Genomic DNA, 19,718 nt, shown 5'->3' on the forward strand with positions numbered 1-19,718 from the left:
ACCGTCATGTCATCCGGGAATGCCCCGGACGGCCCTTGCTTGAGCTTCATCACGCGATCAAAGGAAAACTTCACGGCCTCGGCATTCACGTCGGCGCCGTCATCGAATTTGTTGCCGGGCTTGAGTTTGAATTCCCAGGTCAGGTTGTCCGCCGAAGTCGACCAACTACTGGCCAGTTCACCCTGCACTTCGGTGCTGCCCTTGCCGTTTTCGACTTTGTAGGTCACCAGTCGCTGATAGGCCGGGTAGGTCACGGTCCAGTCGTTGTTGTCGATGGTCACGGCCGGATCGAGGGTCTGGGGATCGGAGGGTTTGCCGATCATCAGGGTGTCTTGCGGTACGGCTGCGCTGACCGACTGCCAGGCACCCAGGCCCATCGCGGTGCAAAGGACTGCCATCGCCAGTTTGCGAGGGAATGCACGTGGGGTAACGATTGATTTCATGCCGGTTCCTTGATCGTTCGATGTATGGAAGTTCGTCAGGTTTGTTATTGAAGCTATACCGGGCAGTCAAAGCTCACAGACCTCAGGTCTGCGAAATGGCGCACCCTGCTCTGTCGAGATCAGGTGATTGCCAGATTCAGCCGGGATTCATGTACGTCCCGGTCAGGTGTCACGGTCTTGCGTGTGTCGGTGCTGCGTGTGTCGGGCCTGCGTGTCTCGATCAACTGGCCGGGCGGATCGAGGCGTCGTCGATCAGCGGATAGGCTTCGGCACCGGGCAACTCGTAGTGCCACCACTCGCTGTCGATGTAGGTGAAGCCGGCGGCCAGCATGATCCCCAGCAGCAACAGGCGATTGCGCTGGACACTGGCCGGCAGATCACTGAAGAACTGGTGCGAGTGCTCGCGCATGTCGTCAAAGCCGGTGCCCATGTCCAGTGGCTGCCCATGGCCATCGATTAGCGTCAGATCAACGGCCACACCACGGGTGTGATGCGAACCCAGGCCCGGATCACGCACGTATTCGGGATTGGGCAACGCTTGCCACAGCAGGTACTGCGCGTACGGCGGTCGATAGGCATCGAAGATGCGCAGGGTCAGGCCTGCCTGACGCGCGAGCAGGCTCGCTTTGCGCAGGCAGACTTCGGCGTCGCGGTGCAGCAGGCAGCGCGGATCCTGGTAAATCTGCTTGCCGGCCAGATTGTCGACACCGGCGTAAATCAGGTCGATTTCGACCTGCAGCGCCTGAGCGTCGACTTCGACGAGGGGGCTATTCACGTAAAACACTCCAGATCAGCTCGTACAGGTTCCGTGCGCCCGAGGGCGCGGGTGTCGCCCGGGCTATTCGAACTGCCCGAACAGTTGTTGCAGTTCGCGGTTCTTCGTCAGGCGTTGGTCGAGTCGGTCGCCGTATTTTTCGGCCACCGCCGAGACCATCAGGTTGAACAGGCACGGCAGCGGCGCCAGTGAGGGCCAGAACTGGCCGACATCGGAGTTCAGTTGCAGCAGATCGGTGGGGTAGTCCCGGGCCCATGGGCAATGGAAATCGGTGATGAAGGCCAGGGGCAAGCCCTGCTGGTGCGCGACCTCGCAGAAGGTCCGGGCCACCGCCGAGTAGCTGCGAAAGTCGGCGATGACAGCGTAAGGGTTGTCGAACTGCGAGTTAAGCGATTCGGCATAGGTGCCGGACAGGCCATCGACGTAATAGACCTTGGGCCGGATGTATTCCAGGTGCGAGAAGAAGGCGTTGAGTATGCCGCGTGTGGTCTGGATACCGACGATGAACACGGCATCGGCGCTGTACAGGCGCTCGACGATCCGGGCGAAGGTGTCGCTGCGGGCCAGGCCGTAGACCCGTTGAATGGCCTCCAGCTCCCGGTTCATCGAACGCTCCAGTGCATCGCCCTGGGTGTTCTCTTCGCGAAAAGCGCCCAGGCGGTCGGTAATCACCCAAGGGCTTGCGCTGTCACCGCGCAGGCTTTGTTTGACGTCGTCAAGGTTGCGGTAACCGAGCGAACGCAGAAAGCGCCCGACTGAAATGCCGGTGGTGCCGGTCTGCTGAGCGATGCTGTCGGCAGTCTCGAACGGCAGCTTCTGTGGGTTCGCCAACAGGTACCCGGCGATACGTTTGCCGGTTGGCGTCAAGTCGCTGAACCGCTGCTCCAGCGTATCGAGGAAAAGACTCTTGGCCATGAAAAATCCGCTTGAGACCGGCATTGACGACAGCCGAGAAATGTTATCGAAGAGTCATTTCTCGACAGGATGTTACCAACATAACATCGGTTTTCAAGGTGGCACAATGCTTTTTTTCAGGAGATTTCAGGGGAGGATTTCCGTGTTTCAGGGTGGTGCGCGGCGGATGAGAAATGCACGTTTAGCGGGCAAAAAAATGCAGGAAAACTTGCGAGGAATGATCGTTACTTCTTGATCATTCCCACGCTTCGCGTGGGAATGCGGCAGGACGCTCTGCGTCCACTGACGCGGAGCGTCAATCACTGCGTTACCACGCGGAGCGTGGGAACGATCAAAACGATGGCGTGATGACCTTGCGAAGAGCCACCTTGTAGGAGCGCGCTTGCCCGCGAATCGGTCGTGTCAGGCGACTGAACAGTGGCTGATGTACCGCAATCGCGGGCAAGCGCGCTCCTATAGCGGCAGCATGCCCTAGCGGAGATTGGTCTTCGCCAGTTCCAGTACCTGATCAGCCTTGCCGTTCATCACCGCCTTCAACATGAACAGGCTGAAGCCCTTGGCCTGGGCCAGTTTGATCTTCGGCGGCAGGCCCAATTCCTGTTTCGCCGTGACCACATCCACCAGCACCGGGCCCGGGTGTTCGAAGGCTTTTTTCAGGGCGTTGGGCAGGTCCGCCGAATCCTCGACGCGAATCCCCAGAATCCCCGCCCCAATGGCGATATTGGCGAAGCTGGTGCTGTGCAGGTCGGTGTCATGGGGCACGTAACCGCTGGCCTGCATTTCCATTGCAACGAAACCCAGCGAGCTGTTGTTGAACACCACCATCTTGATCGGCAGGTTGAGTTGGCGAATGGTCAGCAGATCGCCCATCAGCATCGACAACCCGCCATCGCCACACAGCGCCACCACCTGACGCTGCGGGAACGCAGCTTTGGCACCGAGCGCCTGGGGCATGGCGTTGGCCATGGAGCCGTGATTGAACGAACCCAGCAGCGAGCGCTGCCCGTTCATGGTCAGGTAGCGCGCCGCCCACAAGGTCGGGGTACCGACATCGACGGTGAAAATCGCGTCAGGGTCGGCGTAGGCGTCGACCATGCGCGTCAGGTATTGCGGATGGATCGGCTCGCCATGGGCAGACGGCGTTGCCAGTTCGTCCAGTTCTTCCCGGGCCTTGGCGTAATGGTCCAGCGCCTTGTCGAGGAACTTGCGGTCGGTGTGGGGTTTGAGACGCGGCAACAAGGCGACGAGGGTTTCCGCGATGCCACCGGCCAGCCCCAGGGTCAGCGGCACGCGACGGCCCAGCGCGGCGGGGTCAATGTCGATCTGGATGATCTTGGCTTTTTCCGGGTAAAAATTGCGATAGGGAAAACTGCTCCCCAGAATCAGCAGCGTGTCGCAGGCCATCATCGCGTGATAACCGGAGCTGAAGCCGATCAGCCCGGTCATGCCCACGTCGAAGGGGTTGGCGTATTCGATGTATTGCTTGCCGCGCAGCGCATGGACCACCGGCGCCGACAGTTTTTCCGCCAGCGCCACGACCTGATCGTGGGCCTCGGCGCAGCCTGCGCCGGCCAGAATGGTCACCGCTTTGGATTTATCGAGCATCGCCACCAGGCGCTGCAGATCCTGCTCGGTGGGAATCACATGCGGGGGTTCATGATCGACCCAGGCCGGGGTGGCGTCCGGGGCGGGACTCAGGGCAACGTCGCCGGGAATCACGATCACGGCCACGCCGCGCTGACTGATCGCCGCCCGCATGGCACGCTCCAGCACGCGGGGGAACTGCTCGGCACTGCTCACCGCCTCGACGAAGTGGCTGCACTCCTTGAACAGGTCGGTGGGGTGGGTTTCCTGAAAGTAGTTCAAGCCGATTTCGGACGAGGGAATCTGCGCGGCGATCGCCAGCACCGGTACGCGACTGCGATGGCAGTCATACAGGCCGTTGATCAGATGCAGGTTGCCCGGACCGCAACTGCCGGCACACACCGCCAGCGTGCCGGTAGACGCCGCCTCGGCGCCGGCAGCGAAGACAGCGACCTCCTCGTGCCGGGTGTGCATCCACTTGATCTTGCCCAGGCGCTCCAGGCTGTCGGTCAGCCCGTTCAGGCTGTCGCCACTGACGCCCCAGATTTTCGAGACGCCTGCTGCGGCGAGGGTTTGCGCGAGGTAGTCGGCGGTGGTTCTGCTGGACATGGGGCAGGTTCCTTGTCGAGTCGAAGATTGCGCGCGTTGTCGAAGCGGACAGCGTGCGTCGTTTCAAATCGACCTGTACCACCGGTCACAGTTCAGTGCTTGTACCGATGTGCTGGCTCGAACGCGTCGAGCCCTGCTCGACCTGGCGGGCGCTGGCTGGCTAGCGCAAACGCGGACCCAACCAGTCGGTCAGCCTGCACGCCTTACTGCGCAAAAAAAAACGCTGCAGCGAGTGCAGCGTTTCTGTTTGTCGTTTGAAGCATACATCTCAACCCGATCAATTAGCCGTTCTGACGGCCGTAACCCATGGTGGTGTATTCCAGGCTGTGGGTGACACCCGAGCCATCGACGTAAGTCATGGTCGATTTAACCAGGCCATCGACCTTTTCTGGGTCTTGGGCGGTTTTAACGCTGGTGACCCTGGCGACGTCAATGCCTTTGTGACGGTTGTATTGCTCGACTTGAGTCAGCGGTTGTGCGCTGGACTGTTCGTCAGCCAGCACGTTGGCAGAGGCCATTACAGTGAGTACCGAAAGTGCAGCGAAGGCTAAGGTTTTCATTTTTTAAATCTCCAGAATCATGGGATAAGTAGTCAGTAAGCAACGCGTCTGTTTGTTTGCTTCTGGAACCGATTCTGGTGGATTGTTCTCGCGAAGGTAAATATTTAACGTCGATAGGACACATTAGCGGCAGTGATACCAGCGTATTGTTTCACTGCCTGCAACAGACTCTTGCCTGGAAAGTTGGTTGGCCGCAAAAGTTGTCGACAGGCTTAAATCGCGGGCAAAAAAAAACAACCCTCTCGACGTTTCTCGAGAGGGTCGTTTCATCCGCTAGTTACTTGGTCAGTCTTTCGTAATCCATTTCGCCTGCCAGTTCACGGAAGTTCATATGATCCAATGGCTTGGCCGCCATGCGCGAGGCACCGGTCTTGTCGGAACCATCGGACGCCAGCCCACGTTCAGGCTGGCTGTTGGCTGCAACCGAGTTTGCACCGACATGGTCCGCGCCGTCAGCCGCTACACGGTTGGCACCCACTCGATCTGCGCCATCAGCCGCCACAGCATTGGCACCGACATGATCCGCGCCGTCAGCCGCCACACGGTTGGCACCCACTCGATCTGCGCCATCAGCCGCCACCGCATTGGCACCGACATGATCCGCGCCATCAGCCGCTACACGGTTGGCACCCACTCGATCTGCGCCATCAGCCGCCACAGCATTGGCACCGACATGATCCGCGCCATCAGCCGCTACACGGTTGGCACCCACTCGATCCGCGCCATCAGCCGCTACACGGTTGGCACCGACACGATCCGAGCCATCAGCCGCTACACGGTTGGAACCTACTCGATCCGAGCCATCAGCAGCCACTGCATTGGCACCGACATGATCCGCACCGTCCGCCGCCACACGGTTGGCGCCCACACGGTCTGCGCCGTCCGCCGCCAGCTTGTTGGCCCCGACATGGTCCGAACCATCAGCCGCCGTGGCATTGGCACCAACATGGTCAGCGCCATCGGACGCCGTTCGATTCGGGCCGACCTTTTCCGAGCCGTACTCGGCAACGGTCTTGTCCTCTTTCTTCACCTCAGAAGCTGCGTACGCGGTGGAAACACTCAAGGCCAGCACGGAAACCGTCAGGCCCCAAATCAATTGCTTCTTCATAACCGATTGCTCCAAGTGTCATGTCGGTCGATGCGAGCAAGGTGCTCGAACGGTGCCTGCCTCGACAATAAATAAGTCACTCTTCAAACAAAGAACGACGGTTATTCCTGATCTGCACGTTTGGTTGAAAACAGACAGCGGAACGCGTTAGGAATGAACACAGCGAACGCGCGCGTCTTTTCAGAATAGTCCTCACCGGGGTTTTGCGCCCGTCTGATAACGGCGATCCGCCAGATGGCGGTTCAATGGGCCACTGACGGATTCGAGTGAAGACGCTTTCAATAGTTCGCCAGCCTTGCATAAAAACACGATCCGGCAACTTTACCCAATAACACTTAGGTATAGAACTTCATCGTTAGTCTGATTCAAGTCCTCTCACTGCGCCCCAAATGCGTGCACTCAAAGACCACACTTACTTGAGGAACATCATGAACAACGGCCAAGTAGTTGATTCTGCGAAGGTCCGGTTTGCGGGCTGTGGGCGATTGCATGCCCTCCCCCGGGGCGCCGGAGCAGCGTTCATTGCTCCGGGCACCCGTGGTCAGCGATCAGCCCGGCAGTTGCCCCTGCCCGCTTTCTATGATTTTTGCGAAGTTCATGACGTTGTCCACGTACTTGGGATCGCCGACACCGCCCGCATCGGAGAGGTTGCCGCTGACCTTGTCAGGTCCTGAGTTATAGGCGCGCAACGCAGAACCCCAGTCGCCGAACGCCTTCTGTTGATCGCGCATGTACAGCGCGCCGGCCATGATGTTGTCGTGGGCATTGTTCACGTCGGCGTTGCCCAGTAGATCAGGGTTCTCCTTCTTCAGCCCCGCGAAGGTATCGGCGTTGACCTGCATCAGGCCGGCATCGGTCTTGCCATTGACGTTGGTGGTGTCCTGACCCAACTGCCCGCGAGACTCGGCCCAGATCTGTCCGGCCAGAATGCTGGGCGGGACGCCGGTGGCCCTGGACGCGTCCATGATGTCGGCGCGGTAGGGTTCCAGTTGCTTGGGCAGGTGCAGGTCGCCGGAGCCGGAAAGCGCGGGGTCTGCGGACACCGCGCTGGCCGAGCTGCTGGCCGGCGCACCCACACCACCGCCTTCGCCGACCGGGCCGCCACCGCCCTGGCCTGTGCCGCCCGCATCGTCCACACCGCCACCCCCGCCGCCACCTCCAGCGTTCTGCGCCGCCAGGTTCTGGGTGTCTGGCTGATTGGGGTTGTTCTGCATGAGCATCTGCATCAACTCCATCAGCAGGCTCATGATCTGTTGCACCATGCTCATCTGGTTGTTGCCTGAAGCGGGATTGGCCGCATTGGTTGGTGAATCCTGACTGTTGGGCGGCGCGAAGTTGACCTGGGACTGCATGGGGTTGTTGAACAGCAGCGTGCTCGGATCAATGGCCTGATTGCCACCGCCACCGCCGCCACCGCCCAGCGCGTTGTGTTGTCCATGTTTGCCACTCAGGGACGAAAAGTCCGTGGGCAGGGCGTTGGGGTCGTGCAATGGGCGAAGCGACGAAACACCGATACTCATGATCGTTTACCTCTTTCAGGTCAGGGGAAATCAAAGACGGGGGTCAATGCGCCTTGGGAATGCCAAACTGGTCCAGGACCGGGTCGACGTTGTGATCGAAGGCTTTCTGCGCCTTGTGTTTCTTCACTGCTTCGATGATGGCGGAGATGCCGAACCCCAGGCTCATCGCGGCATCGGCGATCCAGCCGACCACCGGAATCGAAGCGCCGATCGCCGCACCCGCGGCCATTCCGGCAGCTTCACCGACGACCATTCCCGCGACGCGGCCGCCAACCTTGGCCGCGACCTCGCCCAAACCTGCGCGGCCGGCGGATTTAGCCACGGCGTCGTAGCCATCCTTGGCGGCTGAAAGCCCGGACTTGGTGTCGTCGTAAATGGTTTTGGCAGTGTCAGCCTTGCTCTTGTGGGGCTGGTCGTTGGCGGCACCGCTTTCGTTGCGGCTGCGCTCGTAGGCGTCCTGAATCCGGCCCTGCAAGTCAGGCCGGGTACCGAGAATCTGGTCGGTGGTGGGGACGTTGGCATTGTCGCCCAAGAGGTCTTTCTGCATCTGCAACTGCGCTGACAGGCCACCGATGGCGTTGCTGTAATCGGGGTTGGAGTTGTCTTTCTTGACAGCTTTGTCTGCGTTGGCCATGTCGCTCTGCAAGGCCTGACCGCTGTTAACCCTCTGCATCTGCTCGTTGACCGCTTGCTGCAATTGCGGCGTGCTGCTGACCAACGTGCGGGACTGCTGCGGGATCTGCTGGTCGAGAAACGCTTGTACGTCGGGATCGGCCTGCAACTGGGCAATTTTGTCGTTAAGCGCATCTTCGGTTTTTTCAGTCTTGCGCAGGTCGTGGCCGGCGACCACGCTTTGCTGGGTCTGCTGTAACTTGACCATCACGGCGGCTTTCTGCTCGCCGCTGTAGTTGGACGGGTTCTCGAAGACGTCCTTGCCCAGCTTGCTGATGTCGGTGTTAGCAACCGAGTTGAGGGTCGCCGCATCGCTGAGCACACTGGCGAACTCGCCGCCATTGGTAGGTGCCTGTTTCTTGATCCAGTCACTGATATTGCTGGCGCTGAACAGTTTGTCCGGGCTGTGGGCCGCCAGCGAGCGGCCTTGCAGGCCACCCTGATCGATCTGCGTGAGGAACCCCGGTTGCGACCAGGTTTTGGCCGACTGTTTGAGCGCCCCGGCCAGTCCCGGGTTGCCGTCCTGAATCGCCTTCAGGCCGTCGGCGCTGGTCAGGCCGTCGACCTTGGTCTCGCCGTCCGCGCCCAGCGCGTGTTTGGGGTCGGCAGCCTTGGTCAGCGGTTCGTTGGCGCGCATCAGTGCGGCGCTGCGCACCATTTCCAGCGACTGTGGGTCGGCGTCAGGATGATCCTTCTGATAATTGGCAACGTCCTTGTCGGCGCTGTCCGCCGCTTTTTGCATGTTCTTGGCGAACGCCTTGAGGTCGCCATCGGTAATCTTGCCGTCAGCCTTGCCGCCATGTTTGCCGGTATCGACAGCGGTCTTCAACGCCGGGTTGGCATTGATGAAATCCATGGCCTTGGCAGCATCCGGGCCTTTTTCGGCGGCCATGCGCGCAGCGGCGATGGGGCGGTTGAGCTCCTTGGCGGCCTGCTCGCGCTGCTCCGGCGGCAGGTTCGCAACCATCGGCGCCCAGCGTTCCAGCTCTTTGGGCGATGAGTATTTCGAGTCGTCTAGAAAGCTGGCTTCGCTGCCATTGACCGGGTCGGCGGGTTTGCTGGCTTGAGTTGGCGCAGCCGTGCCAACGTCGACGGTCGCGGTGGTTTTGGCGGCGGGCGTCGCACCCGAGGTTGCCGTGCCTGGCGCCAGGGTTTGACCGCCCGACACGCCCGGCTCGGGCTGGGCCTGCGCGTTGCCCTTGAACAATTGCAGCAACAGCGCCAGGAGCTGTTTTTCCGGGGACTCGGCGCCGGACGCCGGCTGCTCGGTAGCGGGGCCGAATTTCACATCGGGATTGGCCGCTGCCCCCTGGGCAAGCAGCATTTTGGGGGCGTTGAGTGCCGCATTGCCGAGCGACGATTGCCGGGTCGAATCCTCACTGTCGGGTTGAGGCGCGATACCGCTGTAGGGACTGTTCGAAATACGCATGGAAGTCGCCATCCGGGAATGAAGGATGGCAACTGTGTGGTTCGAAACGCAGCTCGGTTCCGCGCTTTTACCGGCAGACCTGCACGCTCGACCCGCTGCAAGGTCTGTAGCCCGCCGGCGAACTGTTTCCATCTTTCGGTCGTAATCGGCTAGTTTTCGCTCTGCGCATTGCAAAAAGCGGTCACGCCACTGCAACCTCCACTGATTGTTTGGCTCAGACTATTTCGACACAGGCAAAATCGCGCATCATGGCCGCAGTCCGTTCAAGGGAGATTTTCATGCGCTTCACTTCATTCATCATGCCTCTGGCGGCCTTTTCCTGGCTGCTGATGCTGACCGGGACGGCGCAGGCCAGTGAAGAAACGCAACTGGTTCAATCGATCAATGCGTTTCGCAGTCAGGCGCAACCGTGCGCGAACATCGTGTCTCAGGAGCTTCCTCCGCTGACCGACGACCCACGCCTGAACCTGCCCGCCACCGGCAGTGTCGACCTCCAGCAAGTGCTGGCGCGGGCCTCGTATCCCATGGTGACGGTGCAGGCGATCTCGCTGTCCGGCCCCCGTGACGCGCAATCGGCGATGAAAGCCATTCAGGAGAGTTTCTGCCAGGTGGTGCTGGACCCGCAGTTCGTCGATGTGGGGGTCAGTCGCAACGATCGCGACTGGCGCATCGTACTGGCGCGGCCACTGCTGGCTGGCGGGCTTGGCAATTCACAGGCCGAAGGGCAGAAAATGCTTGGCCTGATCAATGCTGCCCGCAGTGTGCCTCATCAATGTGGCGGCCAACCGTACCCCGCCGCCTTGCCACTGGCCTGGAACGACACCCTGGCCAGTGCCGCCGAAGGTCACACGCGCTCCATGGCCAACAACAACTATTTCGACCACAAGGGTCGCAACGGCGGCACACCGGGCGATCGCGCCGAGCTCGCGGGCTACATCGGCCAGCAGATTGGCGAGAACATCGCTGCCGGGCAGGACAGCGCGCGCAAAGTGGTAGAAGGCTGGCTGGCCAGCCCCGGTCACTGCGCCAATCTGATGAACGCGGCGTACCGCGATCTGGGTGCGGCCTATGCGACCGACCCGAAAAGCGATGCCGGGATTTACTGGACGGCGATGTTCGGAGTGAAGCAGTAAACCGGCACCTGCGGATGTCACCCGCCCACCCGCTCAATGATCTCAACGTTGATCGTTCCCGCGCTCCGCGTGGGAATGCCTCCCAGAACGCTCTGCGTCCAAGGCGACGCGGAGCGTCGATCACTGCTTACCACGCAGAGCGTGGGAACAATCGACAACTATTGGGGCGTGGTCCCCCTTGTGGGAACAAGCGATGCAGTGCTCTGCCACGCTGTCTACTTCGCCTTCCCGTCCTGTGGCTTGTAGAACAGAAATTTCCCGGTCTCGGCCGTCCTGATGTATTCGCTCGCCCATGCAGGTCTGACGTTGCGATCATGGAAATACATCGCGCCCTTGGTGCGGTCGGTCAGTTGCTGATTAAGCGCCTTGCGCGCGATCTCCTTGGACGCCGCGTAGCGATCATCTTCCTTCACCTGGTCTGAACGCCCATCGCACCACCACGAAAACTGGCAAGCCTTCTTCTCCACCCCCTGCTTGACCACTCCGCAGATGGTGTCCGGGTAGCCATCGTGGCCCAACCGGTTGAGCACCACGTTGGCCACCGCCTCCATATCTGCATCAGTCCCGCCTTTGGCTTCCCAATAGATGGTCCGCGACAGGCAGACAATGGCATCGTCCACTGACGCGGCTCCCACCGGGTCCACGGCCTGGGCCTCGGATTTAGTGATGATCGCGCTCTTGGGCACCGCAGGCGTCGGGCCGTCTTTCTCGGCGGCCTTTTCTTCCAGCACTTGAGCTTTGGTAATCACCGCTTCAGGTGCCGGTGTGGCATCGGCGGCAAACGTCTGGCCCGCGAATGTCGCAGCCAGCAGACAGACAAAAAAAGAGAGGGGACGCATCGTCGAACCTTTTGCGTAGGGCCGATCGGTCCTGCACCCGAATCACGCCTGCGGGCCATTCCAAGCGCGCCAGCCGGTGGTGAAGCGGAACATCGCAAGCTGTCGTCGACACGTTTCTGGGGTATTTTTTTGGGAGACGCCGAGGCACAAAAGCGATTGGAGGATCGCTCGCTCGCAGCAGCATAGTGGCGTCTTAACTTTATGCAAATACTGACAGCATTTGATCGTTTACCCATCGCGTAAACGTCTAAGGGATATGAGGAAATACTCTAAATAAGCAGCTTATTTGATGACAAAATTTGTATAGCCCGCTGACACGTCATGGGAGGATTTCTTTCATTCCCATACAGCCGCTAGTGCACGAGCTCTGAACCACCGCGTTTCTACTGAATATGGAGATTCCTATGAAAGCCCAACTACGTACCCCGCCGCCTATTCCTGAAAACGTCGAAAACTACGTCTGGGGATGGGTAAACCGGCGCGCCGACAGGATTGTGTCTTCCATGGCCGATGGCGCTATTTATGTCGACAGACCGCACCCGATCATCCCCAAGACCGCTATGAAGGATCACCTGGAGACCGTTGCGTGGGTGAACTTTCCGGATATGACATTTGACACGCTGAATCTGTTTGGCTGTGACAAGACGCAGGTTTATGCGTGGGAGTGGGCACTCAGTGCTTCGCAGTGCGCAGTGATAGTGGGGTTGCAAGAAGATCGAAAAATTTACTGCGAAGGAGTTGACATACTGACACTCAACTCAGAAGGTCGGATTATCAAATCAGTTTGTCATATCGACAGAAAAGCCCTCTGGGATTCAGTTGTCAGTTAAAGCCTTTATCAGGTACATCGGTGAAAACGGTGTCATCTGTTTCAACGCCTCCCAACCACAACCTTCGATGCTCGCCAGATGCATCAGGAGTCGGAAGGTTTATTCCTGTGGCACCCGTTCAATCTGGCAGAAGCGGCATCGGAGAGGGAGTGATCACTCCGTAGCAGCACGGCTTGCCGGCGGTAGCGATCGCAAGAACATCAACGCCGGCAAGCCGGACTGCTACGGCCTTCGGCCAGAATCAAAAGCCTGAATGCGATATCACTCCGTAGCAGCACGACTTCGCCCTCGCAAACGGGCGAATCGGCAGAAGCCATGGCTGCCCTGCCGTGCCGACTGCGGCCGCTCGGCCGGTGATCGACACATTGAAGGACGGCCAGTTGGTGTTTATCTACTACCCCGACGCGCAGTGGCTGAACACTTCGTCGTATCTCCACTGCACGTCGAAAGCGTCGGCTCGCTAACCGTGAGACAGCGGGCGCAAGGCCGGCAGTGGCCCGACAGCGGGTGACGGGTTCAGCGGTGACTTCTCGACCGATTGAGTCTGCACCTTCTCCGGTTCAGGTTCACCATTGAGTGCCCTGTTCATCTTCTCGGTGTCCAGCGCCCCCACCCATTTGGCGATGGCCATGGTGCCGACGCCGTTGCCAATGGTGTTGGTGATCGCCCGCGCCTCGGACATGAAGCGGTCGACCCCCAGCAGCAGCACCATCCCCGCTACCGGAATGGTGCCCAGCGAGGCCAGCGTCGCGGCAAGAATGATGAAACCGGACCCGGTCACACCCGCCGACCCCTTGGAGGTGAACATCAACACCGCCAGCACGATCAACTGATCGGTCAGGGTCAGCGGGGTATTGGTGGCCTGGGCGATGAAGATCGCAGCGATGGTGTAGTAGATCGCCTGACCGTCCGGATTGAAGGTCAGTCCCGAGGGAATGATCATCCCCGCCACCGGTTTCGACACACCGGCCTTTTCCATCTTGGAAATCATCTGCGGCAGCACTGATTCCGAGGAACTGGTGCCCAGCACGGTGAACAACTCTTCCTTGATGAAGCGCAGAAACTTCCACAGGCTGAAACCGCTGTAACGGCAGATCGGCCCCAGCACGAAAATCACGAATACCGCGCAGGTCAGGTACACGCAGGCCATCAACTTGCCGAGGGAGAACAGCGAGCCGAACCCATACTTGCCGATGGTGAACGCGATAGCGCCAAAGGCACCGATGGGCGCAAGGCGCATGACCATGTTGACGATGCGAAACATGCCCTGCATCAAGCTGTCCAGCGCATCCACGAACACCTTGCCGCGAGGTCCGACCTGCGCCAGGGCAACGCCAAGCAGAATGGAGAACAGCAGAATCTGCAGCACATTGCCCTTGGCGAATGCATCGACGATGGTGTCGGGAATGATGTTCATGATGAAATCCATGAACGAGGCGTGTTTGGCAGCGGTTGTGTAGGTCGCCAGACTTGCAGTGTCGAGCGTCGCGACATCGATGTTCATGCCGGCACCGGGCTTGAACACATCGACCACGATCAGGCCGACCACCAGCGCTAGGGTCGACACCACTTCGAAATACAACAGGGCGCGAAACCCGACGCGGCCCAGCTCTTTCATGCTTTCCATGCGTGCAATGCCCGAGACGACGGTGAGGAAAATCACCGGAGCCAGCAGCATCTTGATCAGTTTGATGAACGCGTCACCCAGGGGTTTGAGCGCGGTGGCGGTTTCCGGAACGAACACGCCGACGATGGCGCCGAGTATCACCGCGATAAGGACTTGCACGTATAACTTGCCAAGTATTCTTTTCATGACAGGGCCCTGATTTTTTATTGTTGTCAGGAAATACCGAAGGGGTCAGGGAAAGCCCTGCCCCTCGGCGATAACTGCACTACTTTGAATCAATGTGCCGACTCAGCGGTTGATCAGCGCCAGCACTGCGTCGGTGATCTGCCGCGTGGTGGCCGTACCGCCCAGATCCGGAGTGTGCAGGCCGCTCTCAGTGACGGCTTCGATGGCCGACATCAACTGCTTGGCGGCCGCCGCTTCACCAAGGTGTTCGAGCATCATGGCGGCAGTCCAGAAGGTGGCAACAGGGTTGGCGACGCCTTTGCCGGTGATGTCGAATGCCGAGCCGTGAATCGGTTCGAACATCGACGGAAATTTGCGCGACGGGTTGAGGTTGGCGGTGGGCGCGATGCCCAGGCTTCCGGACAGAGCGGCCGCCAGGTCCGAGAGAATATCGGCGTGCAGGTTGGTGGCGACGATCACGTCCAGTGTTCCTGGCTTGAGCACCATGCGTGTGGTCACGGCGTCCACCAACTCCTTGTCGATCTTCACATCGGGGAAGTCTCTGGCGACTTCGTAAAAGATCTCATCCCACAGGACCATGCCGTGACGCTGGGCGTTGGATTTGGTGACCATGGTCAGGTGCTTGCGAGGGCGGCTTTGCGCCAATTCAAAGGCGAAACGATGAATGCGTTCGACACCGGCGCGGGTGAAGACCGACACCTCGGTGGCGACTTCTTCGGGCAGGCCACGGTGGACCCGGCCGCCGTTGCCGGAATATTCGCCTTCAGAGTTCTCGCGCACCACCACCCAGTCGATCTGCTCACCGTTGTGCAGCGGGCTCTTCACGCCGGGCAGCACGCGCGCCGGACGCACGTTGGCGTACTGGTCGAAGCCTTGACAGATCGGCAGACGCAGCCCCCAAAGGGAGATGTGATCCGGCACGTTGAGTGCACCGACCGCGCCGAAGAAGATGGCGTCGAACGTCTTGAGTTCAGCCAAGCCGCCCTCGGGAATGTAATAGCCGTTTTTCAGGTAATTGTCCGAGTTCCAGTCGAAGTGTTTGAAATCCAGCTCGAAGCCGGATTTCTTCGACAGGGCCTGCAGCACTTCAACGCCGGCCGCGATGACTTCGACGCCGATGCCGTCGCCTGGGATCGCTGCAATTCTGTATGCGCTCATGATCAACTCCACTCTCGTAACGTTTTTGTTTTTGCCTCTTGAACCGGACTGTTCAAGCAGGGTGTGAGCGGAGTATATGTAGTGAGCGCAACGCAGTGAGTGACTCCAAATCACTACATCCATAACTTTGAGTTACGAATGAATCAGTCTCTGGACCTCCAGTTTTTTCACCTCCTTGCCAAGCAAGGCAGCCTCGCCGCGACCGCCCGTGAACTGGGGGTGACGCCACCGGCGATCAGCAAGCGCCTGAGCGCGCTTGAGGCGCGACTGGGCATTCGTCTGGTCAATCGCACCACGCGGTCCATGAGCCTGACCACTGAAGGTGAGCTGTATTTTTCCCATGCCGCGCGCATCCTCACTCAGATCGAGGAAGTCGAGCAGTTGGTCAGCAGCAGCCGCGCCACACCCAAGGGGCTGATTCGGGTCAATGCGTCACTGGGGTTTGGTCGGCGCTATATCGGTCCGGCGTTGGCCGCGTTTTTTGCGCGTTATCCGGAGGTGGAGATCCAACTGGAGATCAGCGATCACCCACTGGACCTGACCGCCCATGGTTTCGATCTGGGCATTCGTTTCGGCACGCTGGCGGACGCTGCGTTTCATGCACGCAAGATCGCTTCCAACCGCCGCCTGTTGTGTGCCTCGCCCCTGTATCTGGAAAAATATGGCGTGCCAACGCGGCTGAGCGATCTGCAGAATCACAACTGCATCTTCCTGCGCCAGAACGAAACGCCTTATGGGGTGTGGAGTTTCACCAACGGCGGCAAGACGCAGAACATCAAGGTGCGCGGGGCGCTGGGCTGCAACGATGGTGAAGTGGCCCTGAACTGGGCGCTGGAGGGGTTCGGGATTCTGCTGCGTGCCGAATGGGATATCGCCCGCTATGTGCGCAGCGGCCGATTGCGACTGGTGCTGGAAGACCAGACCCCGACGCGGGCCGACGTCTACGCGGTCTACCCGCAGCAACTGCACCTGTCCGCGCGGGTACGCAGCCTCATCGACTTTCTGGTGGAGCGCTTCAAGCACATCGACAATCTGGGCGAAGCGGCTTCTGAGATGGAGTGATTACTTTGTAGCCGCACGGCTTGTTGGCGGTGGGGATGCCAAGGGCGGCACCGCCGGCAAGCCGGACTGCTAAAGGGGATGACATTCATGCCTGCCGGTTGATTACAGCCCGTCAGCGGCGTGCAGGGTGCGCAGTTGCAGATCAGCCGAGCTCTTCTTCTGCCATACCGGCCAGTACTCAACGCGCTTGGCTTCGACGCTGGTCTTGTTGCTTTCAAACCAGTTCAGCGATTTCGGTGAATTGGCGACCAGTTTGGTGTCGCCGATCCAGTCCTTGAAGTCCTTGGATTGCAGGCTGTATTCGGCCTTGGGATCGCGAGAAACCGGCCACATGGAGAAGCGTGCTTTCCACATGCCCATGCGCGGGGTGACCATGGAGTAATAGGTCTTGCCCGGCGCAAGGTCGGCTTCCAGAAAGTCGGCAGCTTCGGAAACCACCATGAAGGTGCGATGACCCGGTGCGGTTGGGTAAGCGATCTTGGTGCCGTTGGACAGAATGCCCACGAATTGAGTCTTGCCATCGGTGACGTCATACAGGGAGGCGTCGATCGCCTTGGCGGTGAACGCGCTGCGCATGAACACGACTTGGGCGCCATCCTGCGTGCTTGGCTGCACCACCTGATTGTCGACAGGTTGCATGAGGGATGAACAGCCGGTCAGCAACAATGTGCCCGCCAACATCAAAACACTGGTAATGCGCATCTACAGCTCCTGGGTTTAAATATCCGATCCGACAACGCATCGGACCAAGGGCTGTATCGGCGCAATTGGCCATCACTGAAGAAAAAACATGAAAACCGCTCTGGACTGATCGTTTCAGCCAAGCCGGCCGAGCGACCGCTAGCCCGCCACCGCCGCAGAACCGGGTAATTGCGCGGCCTCCTCAGCGGCCCGGTCGGTGTAGTGCACGCGATGGGGTAGCGCCTGCCCTTGCGCATTGAACAGGTGACAACGCCCTCCGGACACACCGATCGACAATTGCTGGCCGGCTTTCACCTGGGACATGCCATCGCCCTTGATCATCAAGTCGGCGCCATCGGCGGTTTCGGCGTGGGTAAAGGTTTCTCCGCCCAGATGCTCGACTACCAGCGCTTTGGCCGGAATCTGCGCCTCGCCCTGACCCAGCTCGGACAGGTGCTCCGGCCGCAGACCCAACGTCAGGGCATCCCCGGCCTTGACCCCATCGCCATTGACCGGCACCCGCAAACGCCCGCCACCGGGCAGGATCACCTCGACCCCCTCTGTGCTGACGGAAGCCGCCGAGACTTGCAAAAAGCTCATCTGCGGCGAGCCGATGAAGCCTGCCACAAAGCGATTTCGGGGGTGGTGATACAGCTCCAGTGGCGAGCCGACCTGTTCGATGCAGCCCTTGTTGAGCACCACGATCTTGTCGGCCAGGGTCATCGCTTCGACCTGGTCATGGGTCACGTAGACCATGGTGGCCTGAAGATCGGCGTGCAGCTTGGCGATCTCGATGCGCATCTGCACCCGCAGCGAGGCGTCGAGGTTGGACAGCGGTTCGTCGAACAGAAAGATTTCCGGCTCATGGACGATGGCCCGGCCAATGGCGACCCGTTGCCGCTGCCCGCCGGACAGCGCCTTGGGTTTGCGATCCAGCAGAGGCTCGAGCTGCAGAATGCGCGCTGCGTTTTGCACCTTCGCCTGGATCTGCTCCTTGGGGAGTTTCTGCATTTTCAGGCCAAAGGCGATGTTGTCGTAGACCGACATGTGCGGGTACAGCGCGTAGGACTGGAAGACCATCGCCACGCCACGGTCGGCGGGTTCCAGATACGTCACGTCGCGGTTGCCGATGCGGATCTGGCCCTGAGTGATGCTCTCCAGGCCCGCGATGCAGCGCAGCAGGGTCGACTTGCCGCAGCCGGACGGTCCAACGAAGACCACGAATTCGCGGCTTTCGATACTCAGGTGGATGTCATGCAACACCTTGATGTCGCCATAGGCTTTCTCGACGCCACTCAAATTGAGCTCAGTCAAAATCGTATCCCCTGAAATTATTGTTGTTGTTTCAGACCTGCAACGCGCTGCGATGTGTAGGAGCGCGCTTGCCCGCGAAAGCGGTAGACCAGATGCATTCGTGTGTTGCGACATTACGCCTTCGCGGGCAAGCGCGCTCCTACGGGAATGTCTCGTGTACAAACTTGACAGCCAAACATTTCGTCCTACGATCATTTGTAATTCTAAAAATACAAATGTCAAGGAGCGCACCGAATGCGGGCTGCCTACATCCATGGCATCCGGGACATCCGCATTGGCGAAAAGCCGGTGCCCGTGCCGGTTGGCGACGAAGTCTTGCTGCGGGTCAGCGCTGTCGGGGTCTGCGGCAGTGACTTGCATTACTACAAGGAAGGCGCCATCGGTCATGCGCGGATCACCCAACCGTTCATCGCCGGTCATGAGTTTGCCGCCCGTGTGGTCGAGGATCAGCCAGCGCTCGGACTCAAGGCCGGACACCTGGTGGCAGTCGACCCGGCCAAACCCTGCGGCCAGTGCGAATGGTGCCATCGCGGTCATGTGAACCTGTGCCCCCATGTGCAATTCCTCGGTTCACCGCCCCACACCCACGGCGCGATGACCGAATACATCGCGGTCTCGCCCAGCCAGATCTACCCGGTCCCCGATCACTTCACCCCCGTGCAGGCGGTCATGCTCGAACCCTTGGGCGTGGCGATTCATGCCATGGACCTGGCGGGCACGAAAAAACTCTTCGAAACCGTGGCAATCATCGGCTGCGGTCCCATCGGGCTGTGCCTGCTGCAGCTGGCGCGGATGATGTGCAAAAAAGCCATTTACGCCATCGACCCGATCAACTATCGCACCGAAAAAGCCCGTCAGTTGGGCGCCGATGAAGTGGCGGCCGATCACGCCGCCATCGCCGAGTGGACCCATGGTCGAGGCGTCGATCTGGTGCTGGAAGCGACCAACTCGCCCGAAGGTTTTCAGATCGCTGCGCAGTCCGCGCGCATCGGCGGTCGCGTGGTGCTGGTGGGCATTCCCGATGGCGATCAATACGCGCCGTTGAGTGCTTCACTGCTGCGGCGCAAGGGTCTGGACATCCGCATGTCCCGGCGCATGGGCCATGTCTATGACCGGGCCATTGAACTGGTCGCCCAAGGCGCGGTGGACGTGGATTGCCTGGTCACCCACCGCTTCGACCTGCAACAGGCCACCGAAGCCTTCAGCTACCCGTCGGAGTTTCTCGACGGCGCGCTGAAGACCATCGTGCTGCCCAACCCGGAATGAAAATGCT

General features: G+C 60.0%; 16 protein-coding genes and 4 pseudogenes. 6 read left to right on the plus strand and 14 right to left on the minus strand.

What is annotated here, in order from left to right; translation table 11 throughout:
• The 3 genes and pseudogenes from D3M70_RS33145 to D3M70_RS12990 all read right to left on the minus strand — a co-directional run.
• Positions 1-443 (minus strand): annotated as a pseudogene (locus D3M70_RS33145) (ABC transporter substrate-binding protein); the annotation flags it as partial.
• A gap of 220 nt (positions 444-663) precedes the next feature.
• Entirely contained in the window at positions 664-1,218 is a 555-nt protein-coding gene (gene ddpX, locus D3M70_RS12985) for a D-alanyl-D-alanine dipeptidase (protein WP_120126156.1), read from the minus strand.
• A gap of 63 nt (positions 1,219-1,281) precedes the next feature.
• Positions 1,282-2,133, minus strand: coding sequence for a MurR/RpiR family transcriptional regulator (locus D3M70_RS12990; RefSeq protein WP_120126157.1), 852 nt, complete (start codon positions 2,131-2,133; stop codon positions 1,282-1,284).
• On the opposite strand from D3M70_RS12990, the gene D3M70_RS12995 reads away from it, so the two are divergent.
• Entirely contained in the window at positions 2,132-2,368 is a 237-nt protein-coding gene (locus tag D3M70_RS12995) for a hypothetical protein (RefSeq protein WP_120126158.1), read from the plus strand. The genes D3M70_RS12990 and D3M70_RS12995 overlap by 2 nt on opposite strands.
• Positions 2,369-2,604: 236 nt before the next feature.
• On the opposite strand, the gene poxB is transcribed toward D3M70_RS12995, so the two are convergent.
• From poxB to D3M70_RS13025, 6 genes and pseudogenes are all read right to left on the minus strand, one after another.
• Positions 2,605-4,326, minus strand: coding sequence for a ubiquinone-dependent pyruvate dehydrogenase (gene poxB, locus D3M70_RS13000; RefSeq protein WP_120126159.1), 1,722 nt, complete (start codon positions 4,324-4,326; stop codon positions 2,605-2,607).
• 281 nt (positions 4,327-4,607) lie between these two features.
• Entirely contained in the window at positions 4,608-4,886 is a 279-nt protein-coding gene (locus D3M70_RS13005) for a DUF2790 domain-containing protein (protein WP_120126160.1), read from the minus strand.
• 505 nt (positions 4,887-5,391) lie between these two features.
• A pseudogene (locus D3M70_RS34190) lies at positions 5,392-5,598 on the minus strand (hypothetical protein); the annotation flags it as partial.
• A 21-nt stretch (positions 5,599-5,619) separates the two neighbouring features.
• A pseudogene (locus tag D3M70_RS34195) lies at positions 5,620-5,994 on the minus strand (hypothetical protein); the annotation flags it as partial.
• A 548-nt stretch (positions 5,995-6,542) separates the two neighbouring features.
• The gene (locus D3M70_RS13020) at positions 6,543-7,364 is read right to left on the minus strand and encodes a transglycosylase SLT domain-containing protein (RefSeq protein WP_165869800.1); all 822 of its coding nucleotides are present in this window, start codon (positions 7,362-7,364) and stop codon (positions 6,543-6,545) included.
• Positions 7,365-7,557: 193 nt separating this feature from the next.
• Positions 7,558-9,615 (minus strand): type III effector HrpK domain-containing protein, encoded by a 2,058-nt coding sequence (locus tag D3M70_RS13025; RefSeq protein ID WP_375232961.1) that lies wholly within the window; start codon positions 9,613-9,615, stop codon positions 7,558-7,560.
• Positions 9,616-9,893: 278 nt separating this feature from the next.
• Between D3M70_RS13025 and D3M70_RS13030 the strand changes: the two genes are divergently transcribed.
• Positions 9,894-10,748 (plus strand): CAP domain-containing protein, encoded by an 855-nt coding sequence (locus D3M70_RS13030; protein WP_120126163.1) that lies wholly within the window; start codon positions 9,894-9,896, stop codon positions 10,746-10,748.
• 215 nt (positions 10,749-10,963) lie between these two features.
• On the opposite strand, the gene D3M70_RS13035 is transcribed toward D3M70_RS13030, so the two are convergent.
• The gene (locus tag D3M70_RS13035) at positions 10,964-11,587 is read right to left on the minus strand and encodes a cell wall hydrolase (RefSeq protein WP_120126164.1); all 624 of its coding nucleotides are present in this window, start codon (positions 11,585-11,587) and stop codon (positions 10,964-10,966) included.
• 404 nt (positions 11,588-11,991) lie between these two features.
• Here D3M70_RS13035 and D3M70_RS13040 point away from each other — a divergent pair, with 404 nt between their 5' ends.
• Together D3M70_RS13040 and D3M70_RS13045 are read left to right on the plus strand one after the other, a co-directional pair.
• On the plus strand, positions 11,992-12,417 hold the full coding sequence (locus D3M70_RS13040; RefSeq protein WP_120126165.1) for a nuclear transport factor 2 family protein: 426 nt from the start codon (positions 11,992-11,994) through the stop codon (positions 12,415-12,417).
• Between the two features lie 284 nt (positions 12,418-12,701).
• Positions 12,702-12,881 (plus strand): annotated as a pseudogene (locus D3M70_RS13045) (murein L,D-transpeptidase catalytic domain-containing protein); the annotation flags it as partial.
• On the opposite strand, the gene D3M70_RS13050 reads toward D3M70_RS13045, so the two are convergent.
• Both D3M70_RS13050 and D3M70_RS13055 read right to left on the minus strand, forming a co-directional pair.
• The gene (locus D3M70_RS13050; protein ID WP_120126167.1) at positions 12,878-14,230 is read right to left on the minus strand and encodes a dicarboxylate/amino acid:cation symporter; all 1,353 of its coding nucleotides are present in this window, start codon (positions 14,228-14,230) and stop codon (positions 12,878-12,880) included. The pseudogene D3M70_RS13045 and the gene D3M70_RS13050 overlap by 4 nt on opposite strands.
• 102 nt (positions 14,231-14,332) lie before the next feature.
• Positions 14,333-15,388, minus strand: a complete 1,056-nt coding sequence (locus tag D3M70_RS13055; RefSeq protein ID WP_120126168.1) for a tartrate dehydrogenase — start codon at positions 15,386-15,388, stop codon at positions 14,333-14,335.
• Positions 15,389-15,526: 138 nt separating this feature from the next.
• On the opposite strand from D3M70_RS13055, the gene D3M70_RS13060 reads away from it, so the two are divergent.
• Positions 15,527-16,450: a LysR family transcriptional regulator gene (locus D3M70_RS13060; protein WP_120126169.1), complete on the plus strand. Its 924-nt coding sequence runs from the start codon at positions 15,527-15,529 to the stop codon at positions 16,448-16,450.
• Positions 16,451-16,552: 102 nt separating this feature from the next.
• Here the strand turns inward: D3M70_RS13060 and D3M70_RS13065 are convergent, their stop codons facing one another.
• Together D3M70_RS13065 and D3M70_RS13070 are read right to left on the minus strand one after the other, a co-directional pair.
• Positions 16,553-17,152 (minus strand): hypothetical protein, encoded by a 600-nt coding sequence (locus tag D3M70_RS13065; RefSeq protein WP_120126170.1) that lies wholly within the window; start codon positions 17,150-17,152, stop codon positions 16,553-16,555.
• Between the two features lie 138 nt (positions 17,153-17,290).
• Positions 17,291-18,445, minus strand: coding sequence for an ABC transporter ATP-binding protein (locus D3M70_RS13070; protein ID WP_256659833.1), 1,155 nt, complete (start codon positions 18,443-18,445; stop codon positions 17,291-17,293).
• A gap of 234 nt (positions 18,446-18,679) precedes the next feature.
• On the opposite strand from D3M70_RS13070, the gene D3M70_RS13075 reads away from it, so the two are divergent.
• Positions 18,680-19,711 carry a zinc-binding dehydrogenase gene (locus tag D3M70_RS13075; RefSeq protein ID WP_120126172.1) on the plus strand — a complete coding sequence of 344 codons (1,032 nt, stop codon included), beginning with the start codon at positions 18,680-18,682 and terminating at the stop codon, positions 19,709-19,711.
• Positions 19,712-19,718: the final 7 nt, after the last annotated feature.

Source organism: Pseudomonas sp. LS-2 (genome assembly GCF_003605735.1).
Taxonomy (GTDB): domain Bacteria; phylum Pseudomonadota; class Gammaproteobacteria; order Pseudomonadales; family Pseudomonadaceae; genus Aquipseudomonas.